The sequence below is a fragment of the Kitasatospora griseola genome (genome assembly GCF_014648555.1).
Lineage (GTDB): Bacteria > Actinomycetota > Actinomycetes > Streptomycetales > Streptomycetaceae > Kitasatospora > Kitasatospora griseola.
Genome location: NZ_BMRI01000021.1, coordinates 44,770 through 61,218 on the forward strand (window position 1 = coordinate 44,770; position 16,449 = coordinate 61,218).

At 73.8% G+C, this 16,449-nt stretch carries 19 protein-coding genes; 10 read left to right on the plus strand and 9 right to left on the minus strand.

Translation table 11 applies throughout. From position 1 onward, the window contains the following. The first annotated feature begins 6 nt into the window (after positions 1 to 6). The 4 genes from IEZ12_RS24250 to IEZ12_RS24265 all read left to right on the plus strand — a co-directional run bounded on the left by IEZ12_RS24250 (position 7) and on the right by IEZ12_RS24265 (position 4,000). Positions 7 to 948, plus strand: coding sequence for a cytochrome c oxidase assembly protein (locus tag IEZ12_RS24250; RefSeq protein WP_189274634.1), 942 nt, complete (start codon positions 7 to 9; stop codon positions 946 to 948). A gap of 157 nt (positions 949 to 1,105) precedes the next feature. Then, positions 1,106 to 1,495, plus strand: coding sequence for a DUF302 domain-containing protein (locus tag IEZ12_RS24255; RefSeq protein WP_189274636.1), 390 nt, complete (start codon positions 1,106 to 1,108; stop codon positions 1,493 to 1,495). Positions 1,496 to 1,634: 139 nt separating this feature from the next. Next, positions 1,635 to 3,803 carry an MMPL family transporter gene (locus IEZ12_RS24260; RefSeq protein ID WP_189274638.1) on the plus strand — a complete coding sequence of 723 codons (2,169 nt, stop codon included), beginning with the start codon at positions 1,635 to 1,637 and terminating at the stop codon, positions 3,801 to 3,803. A 29-nt stretch (positions 3,804 to 3,832) separates the two neighbouring features. After that, the gene (locus IEZ12_RS24265; RefSeq protein ID WP_167349374.1) at positions 3,833 to 4,000 is read left to right on the plus strand and encodes a DUF8730 family Cys-rich protein; all 168 of its coding nucleotides are present in this window, start codon (positions 3,833 to 3,835) and stop codon (positions 3,998 to 4,000) included. 59 nt (positions 4,001 to 4,059) lie between these two features. Here IEZ12_RS24265 and IEZ12_RS24270 read toward each other — a convergent pair whose 3' ends face one another. From IEZ12_RS24270 to IEZ12_RS24280, 3 genes are all read right to left on the minus strand, one after another. Beyond that, the gene (locus IEZ12_RS24270; protein ID WP_100585239.1) at positions 4,060 to 4,728 is read right to left on the minus strand and encodes an HhH-GDP family DNA glycosylase; all 669 of its coding nucleotides are present in this window, start codon (positions 4,726 to 4,728) and stop codon (positions 4,060 to 4,062) included. A 101-nt stretch (positions 4,729 to 4,829) separates the two neighbouring features. After that, entirely contained in the window at positions 4,830 to 5,522 is a 693-nt protein-coding gene (locus IEZ12_RS24275) for an HAD family hydrolase (protein WP_189274640.1), read from the minus strand. A 60-nt stretch (positions 5,523 to 5,582) separates the two neighbouring features. Further along, positions 5,583 to 6,851, minus strand: coding sequence for an ADP-ribosylglycohydrolase family protein (locus IEZ12_RS24280; protein WP_189274641.1), 1,269 nt, complete (start codon positions 6,849 to 6,851; stop codon positions 5,583 to 5,585). A gap of 102 nt (positions 6,852 to 6,953) precedes the next feature. Here IEZ12_RS24280 and IEZ12_RS24285 point away from each other — a divergent pair, with 102 nt between their 5' ends. Together IEZ12_RS24285 and IEZ12_RS24290 are read left to right on the plus strand one after the other, a co-directional pair. Further along, on the plus strand, positions 6,954 to 7,742 hold the full coding sequence (locus tag IEZ12_RS24285) for a phytanoyl-CoA dioxygenase family protein (RefSeq protein ID WP_189274644.1): 789 nt from the start codon (positions 6,954 to 6,956) through the stop codon (positions 7,740 to 7,742). Positions 7,743 to 7,791: 49 nt separating this feature from the next. Further along, positions 7,792 to 7,995, plus strand: a complete 204-nt coding sequence (locus IEZ12_RS24290; RefSeq protein WP_189274646.1) for a hypothetical protein — start codon at positions 7,792 to 7,794, stop codon at positions 7,993 to 7,995. A 13-nt stretch (positions 7,996 to 8,008) separates the two neighbouring features. On the opposite strand, the gene IEZ12_RS24295 is transcribed toward IEZ12_RS24290, so the two are convergent. Continuing rightward, positions 8,009 to 8,752 carry an SOS response-associated peptidase gene (locus IEZ12_RS24295; protein ID WP_043908296.1) on the minus strand — a complete coding sequence of 248 codons (744 nt, stop codon included), beginning with the start codon at positions 8,750 to 8,752 and terminating at the stop codon, positions 8,009 to 8,011. A gap of 60 nt (positions 8,753 to 8,812) precedes the next feature. Next, positions 8,813 to 9,784 carry an aldo/keto reductase gene (locus tag IEZ12_RS24300; protein WP_189274647.1) on the minus strand — a complete coding sequence of 324 codons (972 nt, stop codon included), beginning with the start codon at positions 9,782 to 9,784 and terminating at the stop codon, positions 8,813 to 8,815. Between the two features lie 112 nt (positions 9,785 to 9,896). Here IEZ12_RS24300 and IEZ12_RS40145 point away from each other — a divergent pair, with 112 nt between their 5' ends. Then, positions 9,897 to 10,577: a (2Fe-2S)-binding protein gene (locus tag IEZ12_RS40145; protein ID WP_189274649.1), complete on the plus strand. Its 681-nt coding sequence runs from the start codon at positions 9,897 to 9,899 to the stop codon at positions 10,575 to 10,577. 334 nt (positions 10,578 to 10,911) lie between these two features. On the opposite strand, the gene IEZ12_RS24310 is transcribed toward IEZ12_RS40145, so the two are convergent. Together IEZ12_RS24310 and IEZ12_RS24315 are read right to left on the minus strand one after the other, a co-directional pair. Continuing rightward, positions 10,912 to 12,015, minus strand: a complete 1,104-nt coding sequence (locus IEZ12_RS24310) for a serine hydrolase domain-containing protein (protein ID WP_189274650.1) — start codon at positions 12,013 to 12,015, stop codon at positions 10,912 to 10,914. 101 nt (positions 12,016 to 12,116) lie between these two features. Next, the gene (locus IEZ12_RS24315; RefSeq protein ID WP_229847889.1) at positions 12,117 to 12,905 is read right to left on the minus strand and encodes a helical backbone metal receptor; all 789 of its coding nucleotides are present in this window, start codon (positions 12,903 to 12,905) and stop codon (positions 12,117 to 12,119) included. 244 nt (positions 12,906 to 13,149) lie between these two features. Between IEZ12_RS24315 and IEZ12_RS24320 the strand changes: the two genes are divergently transcribed. The 3 genes from IEZ12_RS24320 to IEZ12_RS24330 all read left to right on the plus strand — a co-directional run bounded on the left by IEZ12_RS24320 (position 13,150) and on the right by IEZ12_RS24330 (position 14,977). After that, entirely contained in the window at positions 13,150 to 13,593 is a 444-nt protein-coding gene (locus IEZ12_RS24320; protein WP_189274652.1) for a hypothetical protein, read from the plus strand. Positions 13,594 to 13,735: 142 nt separating this feature from the next. Continuing rightward, the gene (locus tag IEZ12_RS24325) at positions 13,736 to 14,323 is read left to right on the plus strand and encodes a hypothetical protein (RefSeq protein WP_189274654.1); all 588 of its coding nucleotides are present in this window, start codon (positions 13,736 to 13,738) and stop codon (positions 14,321 to 14,323) included. 162 nt (positions 14,324 to 14,485) lie between these two features. Beyond that, complete coding sequence (locus IEZ12_RS24330) at positions 14,486 to 14,977, plus strand: hypothetical protein (protein ID WP_189274656.1); 492 nt, start codon at positions 14,486 to 14,488, stop codon at positions 14,975 to 14,977. A gap of 102 nt (positions 14,978 to 15,079) precedes the next feature. Here the strand turns inward: IEZ12_RS24330 and IEZ12_RS24335 are convergent, their stop codons facing one another. Both IEZ12_RS24335 and IEZ12_RS38930 read right to left on the minus strand, forming a co-directional pair. Next, positions 15,080 to 15,928: an ABC transporter permease gene (locus IEZ12_RS24335; RefSeq protein ID WP_189274658.1), complete on the minus strand. Its 849-nt coding sequence runs from the start codon at positions 15,926 to 15,928 to the stop codon at positions 15,080 to 15,082. Next, a partial coding sequence (locus tag IEZ12_RS38930) for an ATP-binding cassette domain-containing protein (protein WP_229847892.1) occupies positions 15,888 to 16,449 on the minus strand: 562 nt, incomplete at its 5' end. The genes IEZ12_RS38930 and IEZ12_RS24335, both read right to left, overlap by 41 nt.

A 16,449-nucleotide genomic window follows, 5' to 3' on the forward strand; every position in this document is an offset into this window, starting at 1 on the left:
ACCGCCATGTCCCGTTCCGCGCCCTGGCACTGGTCGGCGCTGGCCGACACCTGGACCTTGGAGCCGGCCGTCGCCGCCCTGACCGTCCTGCTGGCCGGCAGCTACCTGGTGGGCGTCCGCCGCCGCGGCGGCTGGCCCTGGTACCGGACGGCGGCGTTCCTCGGCGGCCTCGCGGTGTGGGTGTGGACCACCAGTTCCGGCCTGGGCGTGTACGAGCGCGTGCTGTTCACCGACCGCGCCGTGCAGCTGGTGCTGCTGCTGATGCTGGTCCCGTTGCTGCTGGCGCTCGGCGCCCCCGTCTCGCTGCTGGCCGACACCCTGCCGGCGGCCGGCCGGGAGCGGCTGCGCGCGGCGCTCGGCGGCCGGGTCTCCCGGGTGCTGATGTTCCCGCTGGTGTCGACCGTGCTGCTGGTCGCCCCGCCGTGGCTGCTGTACTTCACGCCCTGGTACCGGGAGACGCTGACCAGCACCGCCGGGAACATCGGCTTCCACCTGCTGCTGGTGCTGCTCGGCCTGCTGTACTTCTGGCCGCGGCTGCAACTGGACCCGGTGGCGCACGAGTACCCGCTGCTGCTGAGCGTGGTGATCACCTTCGTCGAGGTGGTGTTCGACGCGGCGCTCGCCCTGGTGCTGCTGTACGGTGGCCATCTGGTCGCCGAGCCGTACTACGCCTCGCTGGCCCGCGACTGGGGTCCCTCGCTCGCCCGGGACCAGTTCGTCGGCGGCAACGCGATCTGGATCCTCGGCGACCTGGTCGGCCTGCCGTTCCTGGTCGCGCTGATCCGCCGCCTGATCGTCACCGGCCGGGCCGAGACCGCCGCCGTGGACGCCGCGCTGGACGCCGCCGAACGGGCCGCCGAGCGAGCGGTGGACGCGGGCGAGGCCCCGGCGGGCGACCGGCCGTGGTGGCTGGACGACCCCAATCTGCGCCACCGCTACGGCGGCTGACCGCCGTCCGGCAACCGGGTGAGACGCGCGTCACCCGGCGCGTCCGGGAATGCGCCTCCCGACAGTCCGGTTGCACCCGACGTACGCTGAATACCCATGGGGGTATCGAAGCGCCCCAATTCGGACAACGCGGCATCGACCAGAGAGGCTCGGCGACATGACCGACGACTTCACCGCCCTCCTGAACCACCCGTTCACGGACGCGGCCGACCGGGTCCGCGCGGCCCTCGCCGAGCAGGGCTTCGGCATCCTCACCGAGATCGACATGCCGGCCACCCTGAAGGCCAAGATCGGCGTCGACATGGAGGACTACCTGATCCTCGGCGCCTGCAACCCGGCGCTCGCGCACCGCGCCCTGGAGATCGACCGCCGGGTCGGCCTGCTGCTGCCGTGCAACGTGGTGGTGCGGGACATCGGCGGCAGCGTCCTGGCCGAGGCCATGGACCCGCAGCTGATGGTGCAGTTCACCGGCCGTCCCGAGCTCGGCGCCGTGGCCGACGAGGCCGCCGCCAAGCTGCGCGCCGCGATGGCCGCCCTGAAGGCCTGACCCGCACACCCCGGCAGGGGGCGCCCCCACGCCCCCTGCCCGCTCCGCATTCGCACCCTGGCCCCCGCCCGCCTCCGCATATACCCCCCTAGGTATTACCCTTGGACCGGCGGACCCCCGCCCGCTTGGAGAGAAACCTGTGAACCGCTCCGCCCCCGCGCCGGCCGCCTCCGCGCCCCCGGCCGTCGCCCCGCCCCGGGACGGGCTGCTCGGCCGCCTCGGCGTCTGGTCCGTCCACCACTTCAAGACCGTGCTGGTCGGCTGGCTGATCGTGGTGATCGGCCTCGGCGCCTTCGCCCCCAAGGTCACCTCCGCGCTCTCCGGCGCGGGCTGGCAGGCCAACGGCTCCGACTCGGTGAAGGTCCGCACCCTCGCCGAGGAGCACTTCGCGGGCAACGCCTCCTCCGCGATCCAGATCGTGGTGCACGCCGACCGCCCGGTGACCGACCCCGGCGTGCAGCAGGTGGTCGACCGCGTCACCGCGCTGGCCGCCGCCGACTCCCGGATCTCCACCGTCGTCCCGCCGCAGCCCGGCGCGACCATCAGCCAGGACGGCCGCACGGCCGTGCTGCTGGCCGGCGCCAACGCCTCGCCGGACGACATGGTGCGCGCCGCCGACGACCTGAAGGAGCCGCTGCGCGAGCTGTCCGGCGGCGGCGTGGACGTCACCGCGACCGGCGCGTCCGTGCTGTGGAGCGACTTCAACACCGCCAACCACGACGCGATGATGAAGTCCGAGATCATGTCCTGGCCGGTCACCCTGGCCATCCTGGTGCTGGCGTTCGGCTCGCTGGTCGCCGCCGGACTGCCGCTGCTGCTGACCATGGCCGGCCTGGCCGCCTCGGCCGGCTCGCTGGTGCTGATCAGCCACCTGTTCCCGGTCTCCATCTGGGCGATGAACTTCGCCATGATGTTCGCCCTCGCGCTGGGCATCGACTACGCGCTGTTCCTGGTCGTCCGGTTCCGCGCCGCCCGGGCCAAGTCCGGACGCGGCAGCGACAGTTCACGGTCGGTCGCGGAGACCATGGACACCGCCGGCAAGGCCGTGCTGCTCTCCGGCGCCACCGTGCTGGTCAGTCTGTCCGCCGTGATGCTGGTCCCGTCCCCCGCGTTCCGCTCGATGGCCGGCGGCATCATGCTGGCCGTGCTGTTCGTGCTGGCCGCCACCCTGACCCTGCTGCCCGCCGTGCTCGGCAGGCTCGGCCACCGCGTCGACGCCCTGTCGCTGCCCTGGGCCAAGCGCGAGGCGCAGACCTCGCCGCGGTTCGAGGCCTGGGGCGAGCGGCTGTGGAAGCAGCCGCTGCGCTGGGGCGCACTGGCCCTGGTCGCCCTGCTGGCCCTGGCCGCGCCGGTGATCGGCCTGCGCACCGCGATGCCCTCGATCAACGTGCTGCCCGACGACGCCAGCGCCAAGGCCGGCTACACCGCCGTCCAGCAGGCGTTCGGCGACGGCGCCCCCGGCACCCTGCAAATCCTCACCCCCACCGACCAGGCCGCGGCCACCGCGCAGACCGTCGCCAACACGCCCGGGATCGCCGGCGTGATGCCCGCGATGCCGGCCGCCGACGGCGCGAACTGGTCGATGATCCAGGCCGTCCCGTCCGTCGACCCGTCCGACCCGCAGCTGGGCCACACCGTGAACACGCTGCGCGCCGAACTGCCCGACCACACCCTGGTCGGCGGCGCCTCGGTGGAGAACCTCGACCTGCAGCACCTGCTGACCGAGAAGACCCCGCTGGTGATCGGCGTCGTCATGGTGCTCGGCTTCGTGCTGCTGCTGCTCGCGCTGCGCGCCCCGCTGATCGCGGCGCTCGGCACCGCGGCCAGCCTGCTGTCCACCGGCGCGGCGTTCGGCGTCGCCCGGCTGGTCTTCCAGGACGGCCACGGCTCAGGGCTGCTGGGCTTCACCCCGCAAGGCTTCCTGGACGGCTGGGCGCCGGTGTTCTTCTTCGCGATGATCTTCGCGATCGCGATGGACTACACCGTCTTCCTGCTGGCCTCCGCGAAGGAGCAGTACGAGCGCACCGGCGACCCGCGCAAGGCGATGGTCGGCGCGCTGTCCCACTCCGGCCGGGTGATCTTCGCGGCGGCCGCCGTGATGGTCGCGGTGTTCTTCACCTTCGCCATCTCCGGCCCGCTGCCCCCCAAGGAGATGGGCATCGTGCTCGGCGTCGCCGTCCTGCTGGACGCCGCCCTGGTCCGCCTGGTCCTGCTGCCCGTCCTGCTCCGCCTGACCGGCCGCGCCGCCTGGCACACGCCCCGCTGGCTCGACCGCATCCTCCCCAACATCCCCTTCTCGCACTCCTGACACCCCCTCCCCCGAAAGGACCCACCACCATGTGTCGTCGCATCACCTGCAAGACCTGCAACAAGCCCTCCTACGCCGGCTGCGGCATGCACGTCGAGCAGGTCCTCGCGGGCATCCCCAAGTCCCAGCGCTGCTCCTGCACCCTGGCCGACAAGGCCTCCTCGGGTTCCTGGCTGAGCCGGATCTTCGGCCGCTGACCCGACCGGACCGCGCCCCCGCCCACCGTCAGGGCGGGGGCGCTCCGCGTTCCCGGGGGTCAGACCCCGGCGGGCTCCGCGCTGTCGGGGGAGGCGGCCAGGACGCGTTCGGCCATCGCGGGGTCGAGGGCGGCGCGGACCAGGGCGTCGGCCAGCCGGTGGAGGTCGGCGGGGTCGATCAGATCGGCGAGCTCGGCGGGGTCGGTGGGGAGACCGAGGCGTTCCGCGCCGACGGTGGCGCGGGGGTCGAGGGCGGGGCGCAGGTGCGGCCAGACCGCCTGGGCCTCGCGGCAGAACGCGGCCGCGCCGGCCGGGCCGATGCCGGGGAAGCGCTGCAGCAGGGCGCGGGTGCGCTCGGGGCGGCCCTGGGACGCGGCGGCGAGCTTGCGCAGGTCGCCGCCGTACTCGCCCTCGGCCAGCCGGGCGCATTCGCCGAGCCGGGTGGCGGTGCCGTCGGCGAAGTGCTGGTAGCGGCCGGCGATCAGCGCGTCCTTGCGCTGCTGCCAGTCGAGTTCCAGCGTGCCGGCGGGCGTGCCGGCGCCGGCCGCGACCAGGGAGGCCGTGCCGGTGACGGCGATCTCGGCCTGGATCCGGGCCGAGACCAGGTTGCTGAGCATCAGCAGCTGCCACAGTTCGGCGGGGCGGTCGGCGATCTCGATGCCTGCCTGTTCGGCGTGGGTGGTCCCTGCGTCCGCCACCAGCACCGCCACTCGTTGTCGCGCGTCCATACCGGCCTCCCTGGATCCCTTCGCTGACGAACCGTCAGCCCTCCGGCCCGACGGTACGCGGAGGGGGGCCCGGGCGGCCCGGAGGCACGCCGCGCAGGGGGTCAGTCCAGGAGTAGGGCGACCTCGGCCAGGGTGCGGACCCGGGGCACCTCGACGGCGACGCCGGTGGGCTCGCGCTCCAGCCAGATGCCGAGCAGCCCGGCCTCGGTGGCGGCCTGCGCGTCCACGTCCAGCCGGTCGCCGACGTACGCGGTGCGCCCGGGGGCGACGCCGAGGGTGCGGCAGGCCAGGTGGAAGATCGCCGGGTCGGGTTTGGCGCAGCCCGCCTCGGCGGAGGCGGTGGTGTGCGGGGCCAGGACGCCGAGGCCGACGGTGCGCAGCTTGTCGCGCTGTATGTCGCCCTCGCCGTTGGTGATCACGCCGAGCTTCCGCCCGGCCCCCAACTCGCGGATGGTGCGCGGCACTTCGGGGAACGCCCGCCAGGATCTCCGGTACCTGCGCAGGTAGCCGGCGAACCAGGCGTCGGCCCGTTCGTCCGACCACTCCCCCAGCCCGAGGTGCCGGGCCAGGCCGAGCGCGCGGACCCGGCGCTGCTGCTGCACCGTCAACTCGCCTGCCAGGTAGCGGTCGTACTCGCGCTGTTCCAGCTCCCGCCAGAACTGCAGCAGCCCGTCGCGGTCCAGCTCCCGCCCGGGGAGTTCGGCGGCCGCGCCGGCCAGCACGGCGGCCTCGGCGGCCCCGTCGTGGTCCATCAGCGTGCCGTCGAGGTCGAACAGCACCGCCTCGATGCGCATCCGCCCCTCCTCGGCCCGTCCTGCCTGCACCGTCACCCTATCCGGCGCGCCGACGGACCGTCACCAGGGCCCCGCCGGCAGCGGCCCGCGGGTCTGGAGCCGGCCCTCCAGTTCCATGACGGTGGCCAGCAGTACGCCGGGCCGGCGGGCGCCGTTGCAGTGGGACGGGTGCGACTCGACCTCGGCGCCGACGGCCCGTTGCCCACTGCCGGACGGGATGACCTGGATGGCGGCGACCTCGTCCCCGGAGACGGCGAAGTGCAGGTGCAGGACGCCCTCTTCGGCCCGGGCCACCCAGCGCGCGGCCCGGTAGCCGGCCCGGTAGCGGTTCCACTGCTCCTCGGCGAAGTGCATCGCCTCCGGGACGGGGTGGGGCCGGGGCAGCCGCATCCGGGTGAGGTGCGGCAGCGGCGCGGGGATGCCGCCGGGGGCGGGGAACGCCCAGCCGGGCAGCGGTTCGCGGGCGTCCAGCCAGGCGGCGGGGATGCCGGCGGCGCCGGTGCGGGCGGCGACCACGCCGCCGGTGATCGCGGCGACGGTGTCCATGTCGCCGCCGGCGCCGATCGCCGACCGGACGGCCGTCGGGTAGTCGTCGAGCCACCGGGCGGCGCACCAGAGCGCGAACGGGACGGTGTCGAGGGCGCTGGTGCGGCTGCCGTTGCCGAGCACGGCCGCGACCTCGCGGGCGTCGCCGCGGTCGAGCAACTGCCGGGCCTGGTACAGGCCGTCGCGGACGACGCCGTACGGGGTGAGGTCGGCGACGGCGGACAGGAAGCGCTCCGCGGTGAGCGGTTCGGTGCGGCAGCGCACCGCGTGGGCGGCGGCGACGGCCACCGCGATCGCGCCGTCCACCGCGTCCGGGTGGGTGTGGGTGATCACGGCGGTGTCGGCGGCCGGCCGGACGACGGCGGCCGGGTCCTCGGCGTACGCGGCGCCCAGCGGGGCCACCCGCATGGCCGCGCCGTTGCCGAACGAGCCCTGGCCGTCGAAGAGTTCGGCCGCCAGTCGGCGGGCGTCGCCGCCCTCCCGGATCAGCCGCAGCAGGCGGTTCGCGGCGGGCCCGTAGCCGCGGTCGAAGTCGTGGCGGTACGCGAAGGCGTGGGTGAGGTCGTAGCTGTCGATGGCGCCGCGCTCGGTCTGCGCGGCGTACACCGAGCAGGCCATCTCGGTGTCGTCGGTCCACGGCCAGGGGCCGGGCGGGACGGTGCCGGCGGCGAAGTGGGCGCGGGCGGTGGCGGGGACGAAGAACTGGGCGCCGAGGGCGTCGCCGACGGACAGGCCCTGGAGGGCGTCGAACGCGGGGCCGGTGTGCGGGGCAGGCGTGGTCATATGGCCCCCACCGAAGCGCGCCGGACGCCGGTCCGTCAAGTCCGGCCCAGTGGGCGGTAATTCGTTTGCGGCACCGCGTGGACCGGTCGAGAATCCGCTCCCATGAGTGTCCTTTCCGAGCAGCAGATCGAGCGTTTCGTCACGGACGGCTTCGTCCGTCTGGAGGGCGCGTTCTCGCCCGAACTGGCCGCCGAGTGCCGGGAGTTCCTGTGGCAGGAGATGGGCCTCGACCCGGCCGACCCGGCGGGCTGGACGCAGCCGGTGGTGCGCCTGGCGGGGTTCGGGCAGGAGCCCTTCCGGCGGGCCGCGACCACCGAGCGCCTGCACGGCGCGTTCGACCAACTGGTCGGCGCAGGCCGCTGGACGCCGCAGCCGTGGCTGGGCGGCTTCCCGATCCGCTTCCCGCACCCGGACGACCCGGGCGACGCCGGCTGGCACATGGACGCGAGCTTCACCCCGGACGGCGAACAGGGCTACTGGCTCAACCTGGTCTCGCGCGGCCGCTCGCTGCTGATGCTGTTCCTGCTGTCCGACGTGGACGAGGCGAACGCGCCGACCCGGATCAAGGTCGGCTCGCACCTGGACCTGCCGCGCCTGCTGGAGCCGGCCGGGGACAAGGGCGTGGAGATGTTCGCGTTCTGCGCCGAACTCGACCGGGCCGGAGTGCTCGACAGCCCCGAGCGGGAGATCGCCCTCGCCACCGGACGGGCGGGGGACGTGTACCTGTGCCACCCGTTCCTGATCCACGCCGCGCAGCCGCACCACGGCACCGAGCCGCGCTTCCTCGCCCAGCCGGCGCTGCTGTCCACCACCGACCTGGTGCTGGAGCGCGCGGACGGGGCGTACTCGCCGGTGGAACGCGCCGTCCGGCTCGGCCTGGGTCGCGCCTGACGCCGTCCCCTCCTGCGAGGATCGGGACAGGTTCGCGGAAGGGGAAGCCATGATCGGCGTGTTGCTGGTGGTCGTACTGCTGCTGGTGGTGGGCGGCTGCGGCTGCGTGGTGTGGGCCGAGCGCGGCGGGCCCGCGTGGGTCCGTGCCGTGTCGCGGGCGACGCTCGGCGCGGGCGAGGCGACCCGGCGGGCCGCGCGTCGCCGGGCGATCGAGCAGCGCCGCCACCGGAACGACTCGGGCGACACGGACTGAGACCGACGGCGCGTCAGTCCGCGATCCCCAGTGGGTCGGGGGCCTCGGCAAGCAACTGCGGGCCGTTCTCGGCGACCCGGTTGACGGCCGTGGGCACCGCCCGGACCAGGATGTCGCCGTCCGCGGGGCGGTGCAGCAGGTGGTGCAGGTCGGCCCGGTCGCTGTGCGCCGGGTCGAGCCAACTGTCCACGTCCTGGCGGGTGATGGTGAGCGGCATCCGGTCGTGCACCCGCCCCGCGCTGTCGGTGGCGTCGGTGGTCAGGATGGTCGCCGTCGCCAGCCAGGCCGCCGGGTCGTCCTCCGGCAGGCTCGCGTCCCGCCAGAACTCGTACAGCCCGGCCATCAGCATCAGCTCGCCGGTGCTCAGGAAGTACGGCTGCTTGTACGCCTTGCGGCCGTCGCCCGCCGGGACGGGCCGCCACTCGTAGTAGCCGTCGGCGGGGATCACGCAGCGCCGGGCGGCGAACGCCTTGCGGAACGAGGGCTTCTGGTCGACGGTCTCCGAACGGGCGTTGATCAGCCGGGCCGCGCCGGAACGGTCCTTCGCCCAGGACGGCACCAGGCCCCAGCGCAGCGTCCGCAGCTGGCGCACCACCTCGCCGGTGTCGTGGTCGACCCGTTCCAGCACCGCCGGGATCGGGTCGGTCGGCGCGACGTTCCAGCTCGGCGCGAGCGCCTCGGTGGGGTTCCAACGCGCGACGTCGAGCAGGGCGACCAGGTCACCGGGCTCGGTGGTGGAGACGAAGCGACCGCACATGCGCCCCACCCTGCCACCGAACCCCGACAACCGCACGCACCCCACGCGATCCCGGACGGCTCAGGAGTAGAAGTTCCGGTCCCAGCGGTGCCCGGCCAGCACCTTCAACTGGCCCTCGGCGAGCGGCACTCCGTCACCGACCGCGGCGTTGCGCTCGACGTTGCGCACCGAGCGCATGCCGGGGATCACGGTGGACACCGCCGGCTCGCTCAGCACGAACCGCAGCGCCGCCTCCGCCAGCCCGTCCGCCCCGATGCCCAGGTCCGCGGCGATCGCGGCGGCCCGGCGCTCGACCTCCGCCAGCCGGTCGCCGCGGAAGTAGCGCTGCCGGAAGTCGCCGTCCGGGAACACCGTGTCGGGCGTCAGCCGGCCGGTCAGCCCGCCCTCGTCCAACGCGACCCGGACGATCACCCCGACGCCGTGCTCCTGGCAGGCCGGGAACAGCTCGTCCAGCGGCGACTGGTCGAAGACGTTGAAGATCACCTGGACCGCGTCGACCGCGCCGCTGCGCACCAACTCCACGGCGCTGTGCGGCTCGTGGTCGTTGATGGAGACGCCGAACAGGCCGATCAGCCCCTCCTCCTTGAGCTCGGTGACGGTCTCCAGCCAGTCGCCGCGGCCCATCCACTCGTCGTGCCAGACGTGGAACTGCACCAGGTCGAACCGCTCCAGGCCACTGGCCCGCAGCGAGGTCTGCACGCTCTCCCGGATGTGCGCTCCCGGGAAGGTCTCCGCCGGGTCCACCCCCGGACGGGCCGGCCACTGCCGGTTCAGCGGCGGCACCTTGGTGGCCACCCGCACCTGCTGCCCGGCCGCGGCGCGCTCCCGCACCACCTTGCCCACCAGCCGCTCACTCTCGCCGTACCCGCGGGCGGTGTCGATGAAGTTCACCCCCAGGTCGATCGCCCGGTGCAGCGCCGCCAGCGACTCGTCCTCCCGCGCCCCGATCCAGCCCGACGCGCCGATCCCCCACGCCCCGAAGCCGACCTCCGACACCTCGACCCCGCTGCGCCCCAACTGCCGGTACCGCATTCGTCGTTCCTCCTCCGCGCCGAAAGTCCCTCAGCTCGCGACGATAGGCGGCGGGGCCGCCGGAAGCCAGCGAAATCCGGTCCTCCCGAACGGCCCGACTACACTCCGCGCCATGACCGTCCCCCCGCCGCTGTCCGCCCTGGGCCCGTACTTCGCGACCCTCGCCGGCGACCCGCCCGCCGGGTTCCGGCCGCTGCGCGAACTGTCCGCCCCGGACGGCCCGTTGGCGGCCCGGATCGCCGAGGTGGCCCGGCTGCTGGGCACGGACGAGACCCGCGTCGCCGCCTCCACCGCCCACCTGGGCCTGGCCGCCCGCCTCTGGTCGGTCGCCCTCGGCGCCGCCGTCACCACCGGACGCCTCCCCGACCTGGACGCCGCCCGGTTCGCCCTCCCGCCCGAGGGCCCGTTCGACCTCTGGCTGCCCGACCCGCTCGGGCCCGAAGCCACCCCGGCCGCACTCCATGCCCTGGTGATGGACCGCCACCTGCACCCTCTCGCCGGTGCCGTCCGCGCCCTCACCCCACTCGCGCCCGGCCTCCTCGCGGGCAACGCCGCCTCCGCGCTGGTCGGCGCCGCCCGCCAACTCGCCACCGTCCCACCCCTCCGCACCCCCGCCGCTGCTCTGGCCCGCGCCCTCCTCGCCTCCCCCGCCCTCGCCCCCACCGGCACTCCCACCCCACCCCCCGCTCCCCTCGCCTTCCGCCGGACCTCCTGCTGCCTCTACTACCGCACCCCGTCGGGCGGACTCTGCGGCGACTGCGTCTTCACTCGGGCCCCGAAGTCCCGCCGCTGACGGGAGACTTCGAGGGACGAAGGCCCGGACTGTCGGACGGCCGCAGCTGCCGCCAGGTGCGGCAGCTGTTCACCGCACCGCTTCTCGGGCCGTCCCGGTCGTGAGCGACCGGCTGCGTCGGCTCGCGCAGCACGGATGGGCACGGCGGACTCGTGGCCGGCCCGGCTGCCACGGCCGACTCGGTGCGACTCCGCCGGCGGCGGGCCGCAGTGGCAGAGGAGATACCGCCGGCGCGGGCCCCTTCCACCGACGAGCCGGCACGTGCTCGTGTCCGCCCGCGTGCAGGCCGCGGTGCGGTGCGTCAACCCTTCGCGCCGTTCCCCGCGCCCGGGCGTCAGCCCGTTGCGGCTTCGGCGACCAGGGCGCCGATGCGGTCGACCGCCGTTGCGGGGCCGGGCGAGAAGCGGTTCCTGGTGAGGGCGAAGGAGAGGCCGGTGGCCGGGTCGGCCCAGGCCGCGCTGCCGCCCATGCCGGGCATGCCGAAGACGGTCTGGGTCCGCCCCGGGTCGGCGCCGGGGCGGCCCAGGTTGTAGCCGAGGGCGCGAGGGGTGGGGAAGCCGACCATCTGGTCGGTCTCGGCGGTGGCGAGTGCGGTGATCTCGCGCAGGCGCGCTTCGGGGAGCAGCCGGACGCCGTCCACCTCGGTGAGCAGCGCGGCGTACATCCGGGCCACCGCGCGGGCGGACATGGTGCCGCCGGAGGGGATGTCGGCGGTGAGCACCACGGGGTCGTTGCCGTAGGCCGCGCTGGGGGTGAGGGCGGGCGGGGTGGCCTTGAACAGCGGCAGGTCGGCGGGCATGGCCGCCATCGTCTCGGCGCTGCCGGGGGCGTCCTCAAGTCGGGCGAGCCGGCCGAGTTCGGCGGCGGGGACGCCGAAGTACAGCTCGTCGGCGATGCCCAGCGGCGCCGCCACCTCTTCCCGGAGCACCTGCGAGATCGGTCGGCCGGTGGCCCGGCGGACCACTTCGCCCAGCACGTATCCCCAGGTCACCGCGTGGTAGCCGGTGCGGGTTCCGGGCTCCCACCAGGGCTCGGAGTCGGCGATCAGGGCGCACATGCCGTCCCAGTCGGCCAGGTCCGGCGCCGTGAGGCGGGCGGGGACGGCGGGCACGCCGATCGAGTGGGTCAGCGCGTGCCGGAGGGTCGCCTTCTCCTTGCCGTGCGCGCCGAACTCCGGCCAGAGCTCCACGATCGGCGTGTCGTAGTCGAGGGCGCCGCGCTCCGCGAGGACGTGCACCACGGTCGCCGTGACGCCCTTGCCGGTGGAGGCGCTGAAGAACGGGGTGTCCGAGGCGACCGGACGGCCGGTGGCCGGGTCGGCGACGCCCGCCACCGCGTCCACCACCTGCTCGCCGTGCCGGTACACCGCGACCTGGATGCCCAACTCCTCCCCGGAATCCACCAGTTGGTCAATGACCTGCTGGACGAGCTGCTGCATGGCGTGCTGCCTTCCCGGTTCTCGACTGCGGTGCTCACGGGCACCGTTCACCCGACGGTCGAGGCCGCCGGCCGGATCTCGACATCACCGGCATCGCCACCTCACCGGCCCGGGGTTTCCGCGGCGGCGAGCTGGGCGGCGAGGACGGCGGGCGCCTCGGCCAGCGAGGGCCCGTACCAGGTGAGATGGCGGCCGCTCAGCAGCGCGTACGGGAGGCCGGGGAACGCCTCCGGGCCGTCGGTGGCGGTGAAGCGGTACGGCTCGTCCGGGAGCACCAGCAACTCGGCTCCGGCGTCGAGGAGTTCGGGGAGCGGGATGCGAGGGTACCGGCCCGGGTGGCCGGCGGTCACGACGGTGACGCCGAGGCGCCGGAGCAGGTCGGCGGCGAAGGTGTCCGCGCCGAGCACCATCCACGGCCGCCGCCAGATCGGCGCCACCGCCCGCACTCCCGCCGCCGGGTCCGGCACCCTCCCCCAGGCTTGCCGCGCCGCCAACAGCCAGGCGGGCTCCGGCAGTTGGCAGACTTCGACCAGCAGGCGGCGCAGCGAGTCGAGCGCCTGGTCGAGGTCGCGGATCCGGGTCGTCCACACGGCCAGGCCGGCCGCCCGCAGCGCGGCGAGGTCGGGGGCGCGGTTCTCCTCCTCGTTGGCGATCACCAGATCGGGACGGAGCGTGACGATCCGCGGCACGTCCGGGTTCTTGGTGCCGCCGATCCGGGGCACGTCCAGCTCGGCGGGGTGGGTGCACCAGTCGGTGGCGCCGACCAGCAGGCCGGGTGCGGTGGCGGCCACCGCCTCGGTGAGCGAGGGGACCAGCGAGACGATCCGGCGGACCTCCCCGAGCCGTACCGCGCACCCCTCGTCGTCCGTCAACTCCCTTGTCGCACACATGAAGGCCACGGTACCGCCGCCGTCCGAGGGTCACCCGGCCGGGGCGCGGCGACCCCGCCGCACGCCCTCGCCAGAGCCAATCGGACGTGCACGGATTTATTTCGCCGCTCTCGCCGCGCGCCCCCTCGACAGCTGACCTAGCGTGGGTCTCGCCCCGGTCGGACGGGGATCTGCAGGTGGGCGCCCCAGGCGCCCCCTGTCAAACCAATCACTCTCAGTCACATCTCAGTGAAAGTGGAACGACATGGCATTCGGAAAGATGCTCGGCACCATCGGCGTTGCGTCGGCCCTCGCGTTCACGGCCCTCGGCGCGGTCAGCTCCGCCGCCTACGCGGACACCGCACCGGCCGCCCAGCCCGCGGTCCAGACCGCGGTCGTGCCGGCGGCCGACGCCGCCGCGGACGTCCAGACCCCGGCGATCACGCTGGCGAAGCCGACCAACAAGCCCGCCATCCACGCCGACGGCACGGTCACGAGCATCGCGCCGCTGAACCTCGCCTGCGGCAACTTCGTGTTCAGCGGACCTTCCTTCCTGGAGACCTGCAACGGTCCGCTCTGGCAGCCGTTCGTCGACTGCTCGGACGGCAACCGCTACGTCTCCACCGTCGCGTTCTCCGGCCTCTTCCGGGTCCGCCTGGTCTGCCCGGTCGGCGTGGCCGTCGGCGGCGGCGCCTTCGACCTGTCGTAAGCACCTGACGACACCGGCGAAGTGAGCCCAGGCCGCCGACCCTGCCTCCGGGCACGGCCGGCGGCCTGACCCGTGTTCGCCCCGCCACCGCCAACCCGCTTGCGCCGCACCCCACTTCCCCGGACGGACGGAGCCACCCCCGATGGAACGCCGGATCAGCATCGCACTCACCGCCCTGGCGGCCACCGCCGCCGCCCTCCTCCCGACAGCCGCGACCGCGGACCCCGCCGGCCCGACGGCGACCCGCCCCGTCGCCGCGCCGAACCCGGACTTCGCCGTCCAGTGCGCCACCACCGGCGGCGGCGTCCAGCAGATCGAGAGCTGGGTGTTCGTCCCGGCCCCGTCCACGGACGGACGCACCGTCACGGCCACCCACCGGACCAGCTACAGCGGCTGCTCGGGCAGCGCGAAGAGCACCCTGAACCAGAACACGCCCGTCCAGTGGACGGCGAGCTGCACCGACCCGTTCCCGGCGTCCGGCACCGAGACCGTCACGTACGTCTGGGACTCCGGCGACAGCACCACCGTCACCTACGACAAGGTGACGACGACCAAGGACGCCGGCGGCAACGTGATCCGCTTCCGCACCGTCAGCACGGGCACCGTCACCGACGGCAGCGGCGTCGGCAAGGCGGTCAGTCGTTCCACCCTGTTCGACCCGGTCGGCTCCGGCTGCGACCAGGACAGGACCGAAGTCTTCGGCACCACCGACCAGTTCAGCATCGGCTGAGCCCCGCTCAGCTGCGGCGACACCGTGGCAACCCGCCGGAAGGCGGGGTGGGCGGATACACCGGACGGTGGACGGTTCTTCGGCCTACCGTTTCGGTTGTACACCGTGTTTCAACCCGCTGGGCGACTCCTGGCCCCCACCCGGATTCCTATGGTTCCGGCCATGACCTCCAACGGACAGATCACCAGGACCGGGTCCCTGCGCAAGTGGGCCGGCGCCGCAGCCGCGACCATCGGCCTGTCGCTCTCCCTGCTGGGCGCGGCCGGGCCGGCCTTCGCCGCGGAAGCAGACCCGGGCGACGTCGTCACCGGGACCAGCACCGGCGGCTGGTGCCACTACGCCAGCCCGTGGGGCGGGACATTCTACTGCAACAGCAACGTCAAAATCAAGCTCCCCAACGGGTACTGGCAGGTCTTCGTCATCGGCACCGACCACGGCGTCTACACCCAGTGGAGCTCCAGCTCCGGCCTCAGCGGCTGGAAGCTCCTCAACAACGGCTACTGCAAGGATCCCGGCAACCACTCCGTGGACGTCTGGGACGTCAACGGCTGGCAGTTCAACGTCACCTGCATCGGCATGAACGGCACCCGCTACTACGACCACCGCAACAGCAACGGCTCCTGGTCCGGCTGGACCACCACCCGCCGGCGCTGACCCGAACCCCGGCCGACGCTTCCCTGTCGGCCGGGGCCACATCGATCCGCTGTGCGCCGCCTTTCGCGAGGGCGGCGCACAGCCCTTTCCCGTGTCCGCAGGTCAGCGAGCCAGGCGGCCGAGGAGGGCGGAGGCGGCGGCGATGCCGGCGGTGGTGGCGAGGGCCAGGACGCCGAAGTCCAGGGCGAGGTGGGAGGGGGTGCCGATGAGCAGGCCGCGCAGGGCGTCGACCTGGTAGCTGAGGGGGTTGGCGCGGCTGACGGCCTGGAGCCAGCCGGGCATCAGGTCGACGGGGTAGAGGGCGTTGGAGCCGAAGAAGAGCGGCATGGTGATGGCCTGGCCGATGCCCATCAGCCGGTCCCGGGTGAGGACGATGCCGGCGATGGTCATCGACAGGCAGGAGAAGAACGCCGACCCGAGGATGACCACGACGGCAACTCCCAGCAGCCGCAGCGGGTTTGCGGTCATGCCGACGCCGAGCACGGCGGCCAGCACCACCACCACGGCGGCCTGGACGACCGCCTTGACCCCGGCGGCGAACGCCTTGCCGGTGACCAGTGCGGCCCGCGGAGTGGGGGTGACCAGCAGTTTGGTGAGCACCCCGGAGTCGCGCTCCCAGATGATCATGATGCCGTAGAAGATCGCGATGAACATCGCGGACTGGGCGATGATCCCGGGCGCCAGGTAGTCGAGGTACGGGATGCCTCCGGTCGGGATCGCCTTCAGCCGGGTGAAGGTCTCACCGAAGATCAGCAGCCAGAGCGCGGGCTGGACCGCCCGGGTGTACAGCTCGGTGCGGTCGTGCCGGAGCTTCTGGAGCTCGACGGTGCACATCGCGACCACCCGGGCGGGCACCACCCGCCAGCCGGTCCGGGCCTTCGGCGGCACCAGCAGGAGCCCGAAGTCCGGTTCAGCCGACGCGACTTGCGGTTCGGCGGGTACGGCGGACATCTCCGAAGTCTCCTTCCTTGGCGTCGGCCAGCGTGCGGCCCGAGAAGTGCCGGAACACGTCGTCCAGGGTGGGTGCGGCCTGTTCCGGGTCCTCGGCGCGGACCCGGGCCTTCAGCTCCTCGGGGGTGCCGAGGGCGCGGATCCGGCCGCGGTCCATCAGCGCGACCCGGTCGCAGTGGCGGTCCGCCTCGTCCATGTAGTGGGTGGTGACGAGGACCGTCATGCCGGTGGCTCGGCGCACCGCGTCCACCCGTTCCCAGACACCGGCCCGGGCGATCGGGTCGAGGCCGATGGTCGGCTCGTCCAGCACCAGCAGCCGGGGGGCGCTGACCAGCGCCTGGGCGAGTTCGAGGCGGCGCACCATGCCGCCGGAGTAGGTGGCGGCCATCCGGTCGGCGGCCTCGGTGAGGTCGACGGCGGCCAGCGCCTGGACGACCCGTTCGGCCCGCTCGGCGCGCGGGGTGTCGAAGACCCGGGCGAACAGTTCGACGTTCTCCCGACCCGTCAACCCGGCGTCGGCG

Bases quoted from the DNA above. Each gene is read 5' to 3' on its own strand.
- IEZ12_RS24250 (WP_189274634.1), top strand. From the start codon at position 7: ATGTCCCGTTCCGCGCCCTGGCACTGGTCGGCGCTGGCCGACACCTGG.
- IEZ12_RS24255 (WP_189274636.1), top strand. From the start codon at position 1,106: ATGACCGACGACTTCACCGCCCTCCTGAACCACCCGTTCACGGACGCG.
- IEZ12_RS24265 (WP_167349374.1), top strand. From the start codon at position 3,833: ATGTGTCGTCGCATCACCTGCAAGACCTGCAACAAGCCCTCCTACGCC.
- IEZ12_RS24270 (WP_100585239.1), bottom strand. From the start codon at position 4,728: ATGGACGCGCGACAACGAGTGGCGGTGCTGGTGGCGGACGCAGGGACC.
- IEZ12_RS24275 (WP_189274640.1), bottom strand. From the start codon at position 5,522: ATGCGCATCGAGGCGGTGCTGTTCGACCTCGACGGCACGCTGATGGAC.
- IEZ12_RS24280 (WP_189274641.1), bottom strand. From the start codon at position 6,851: ATGACCACGCCTGCCCCGCACACCGGCCCCGCGTTCGACGCCCTCCAG.
- IEZ12_RS24285 (WP_189274644.1), top strand. From the start codon at position 6,954: ATGAGTGTCCTTTCCGAGCAGCAGATCGAGCGTTTCGTCACGGACGGC.
- IEZ12_RS24290 (WP_189274646.1), top strand. From the start codon at position 7,792: ATGATCGGCGTGTTGCTGGTGGTCGTACTGCTGCTGGTGGTGGGCGGC.
- IEZ12_RS24295 (WP_043908296.1), bottom strand. From the start codon at position 8,752: ATGTGCGGTCGCTTCGTCTCCACCACCGAGCCCGGTGACCTGGTCGCC.
- IEZ12_RS24300 (WP_189274647.1), bottom strand. From the start codon at position 9,784: ATGCGGTACCGGCAGTTGGGGCGCAGCGGGGTCGAGGTGTCGGAGGTC.
- IEZ12_RS40145 (WP_189274649.1), top strand. From the start codon at position 9,897: ATGACCGTCCCCCCGCCGCTGTCCGCCCTGGGCCCGTACTTCGCGACC.
- IEZ12_RS24310 (WP_189274650.1), bottom strand. From the start codon at position 12,015: ATGCAGCAGCTCGTCCAGCAGGTCATTGACCAACTGGTGGATTCCGGG.
- IEZ12_RS24315 (WP_229847889.1), bottom strand. From the start codon at position 12,905: ATGTGTGCGACAAGGGAGTTGACGGACGACGAGGGGTGCGCGGTACGG.
- IEZ12_RS24320 (WP_189274652.1), top strand. From the start codon at position 13,150: ATGGCATTCGGAAAGATGCTCGGCACCATCGGCGTTGCGTCGGCCCTC.
- IEZ12_RS24325 (WP_189274654.1), top strand. From the start codon at position 13,736: ATGGAACGCCGGATCAGCATCGCACTCACCGCCCTGGCGGCCACCGCC.
- IEZ12_RS24330 (WP_189274656.1), top strand. From the start codon at position 14,486: ATGACCTCCAACGGACAGATCACCAGGACCGGGTCCCTGCGCAAGTGG.
- IEZ12_RS24335 (WP_189274658.1), bottom strand. From the start codon at position 15,928: ATGTCCGCCGTACCCGCCGAACCGCAAGTCGCGTCGGCTGAACCGGAC.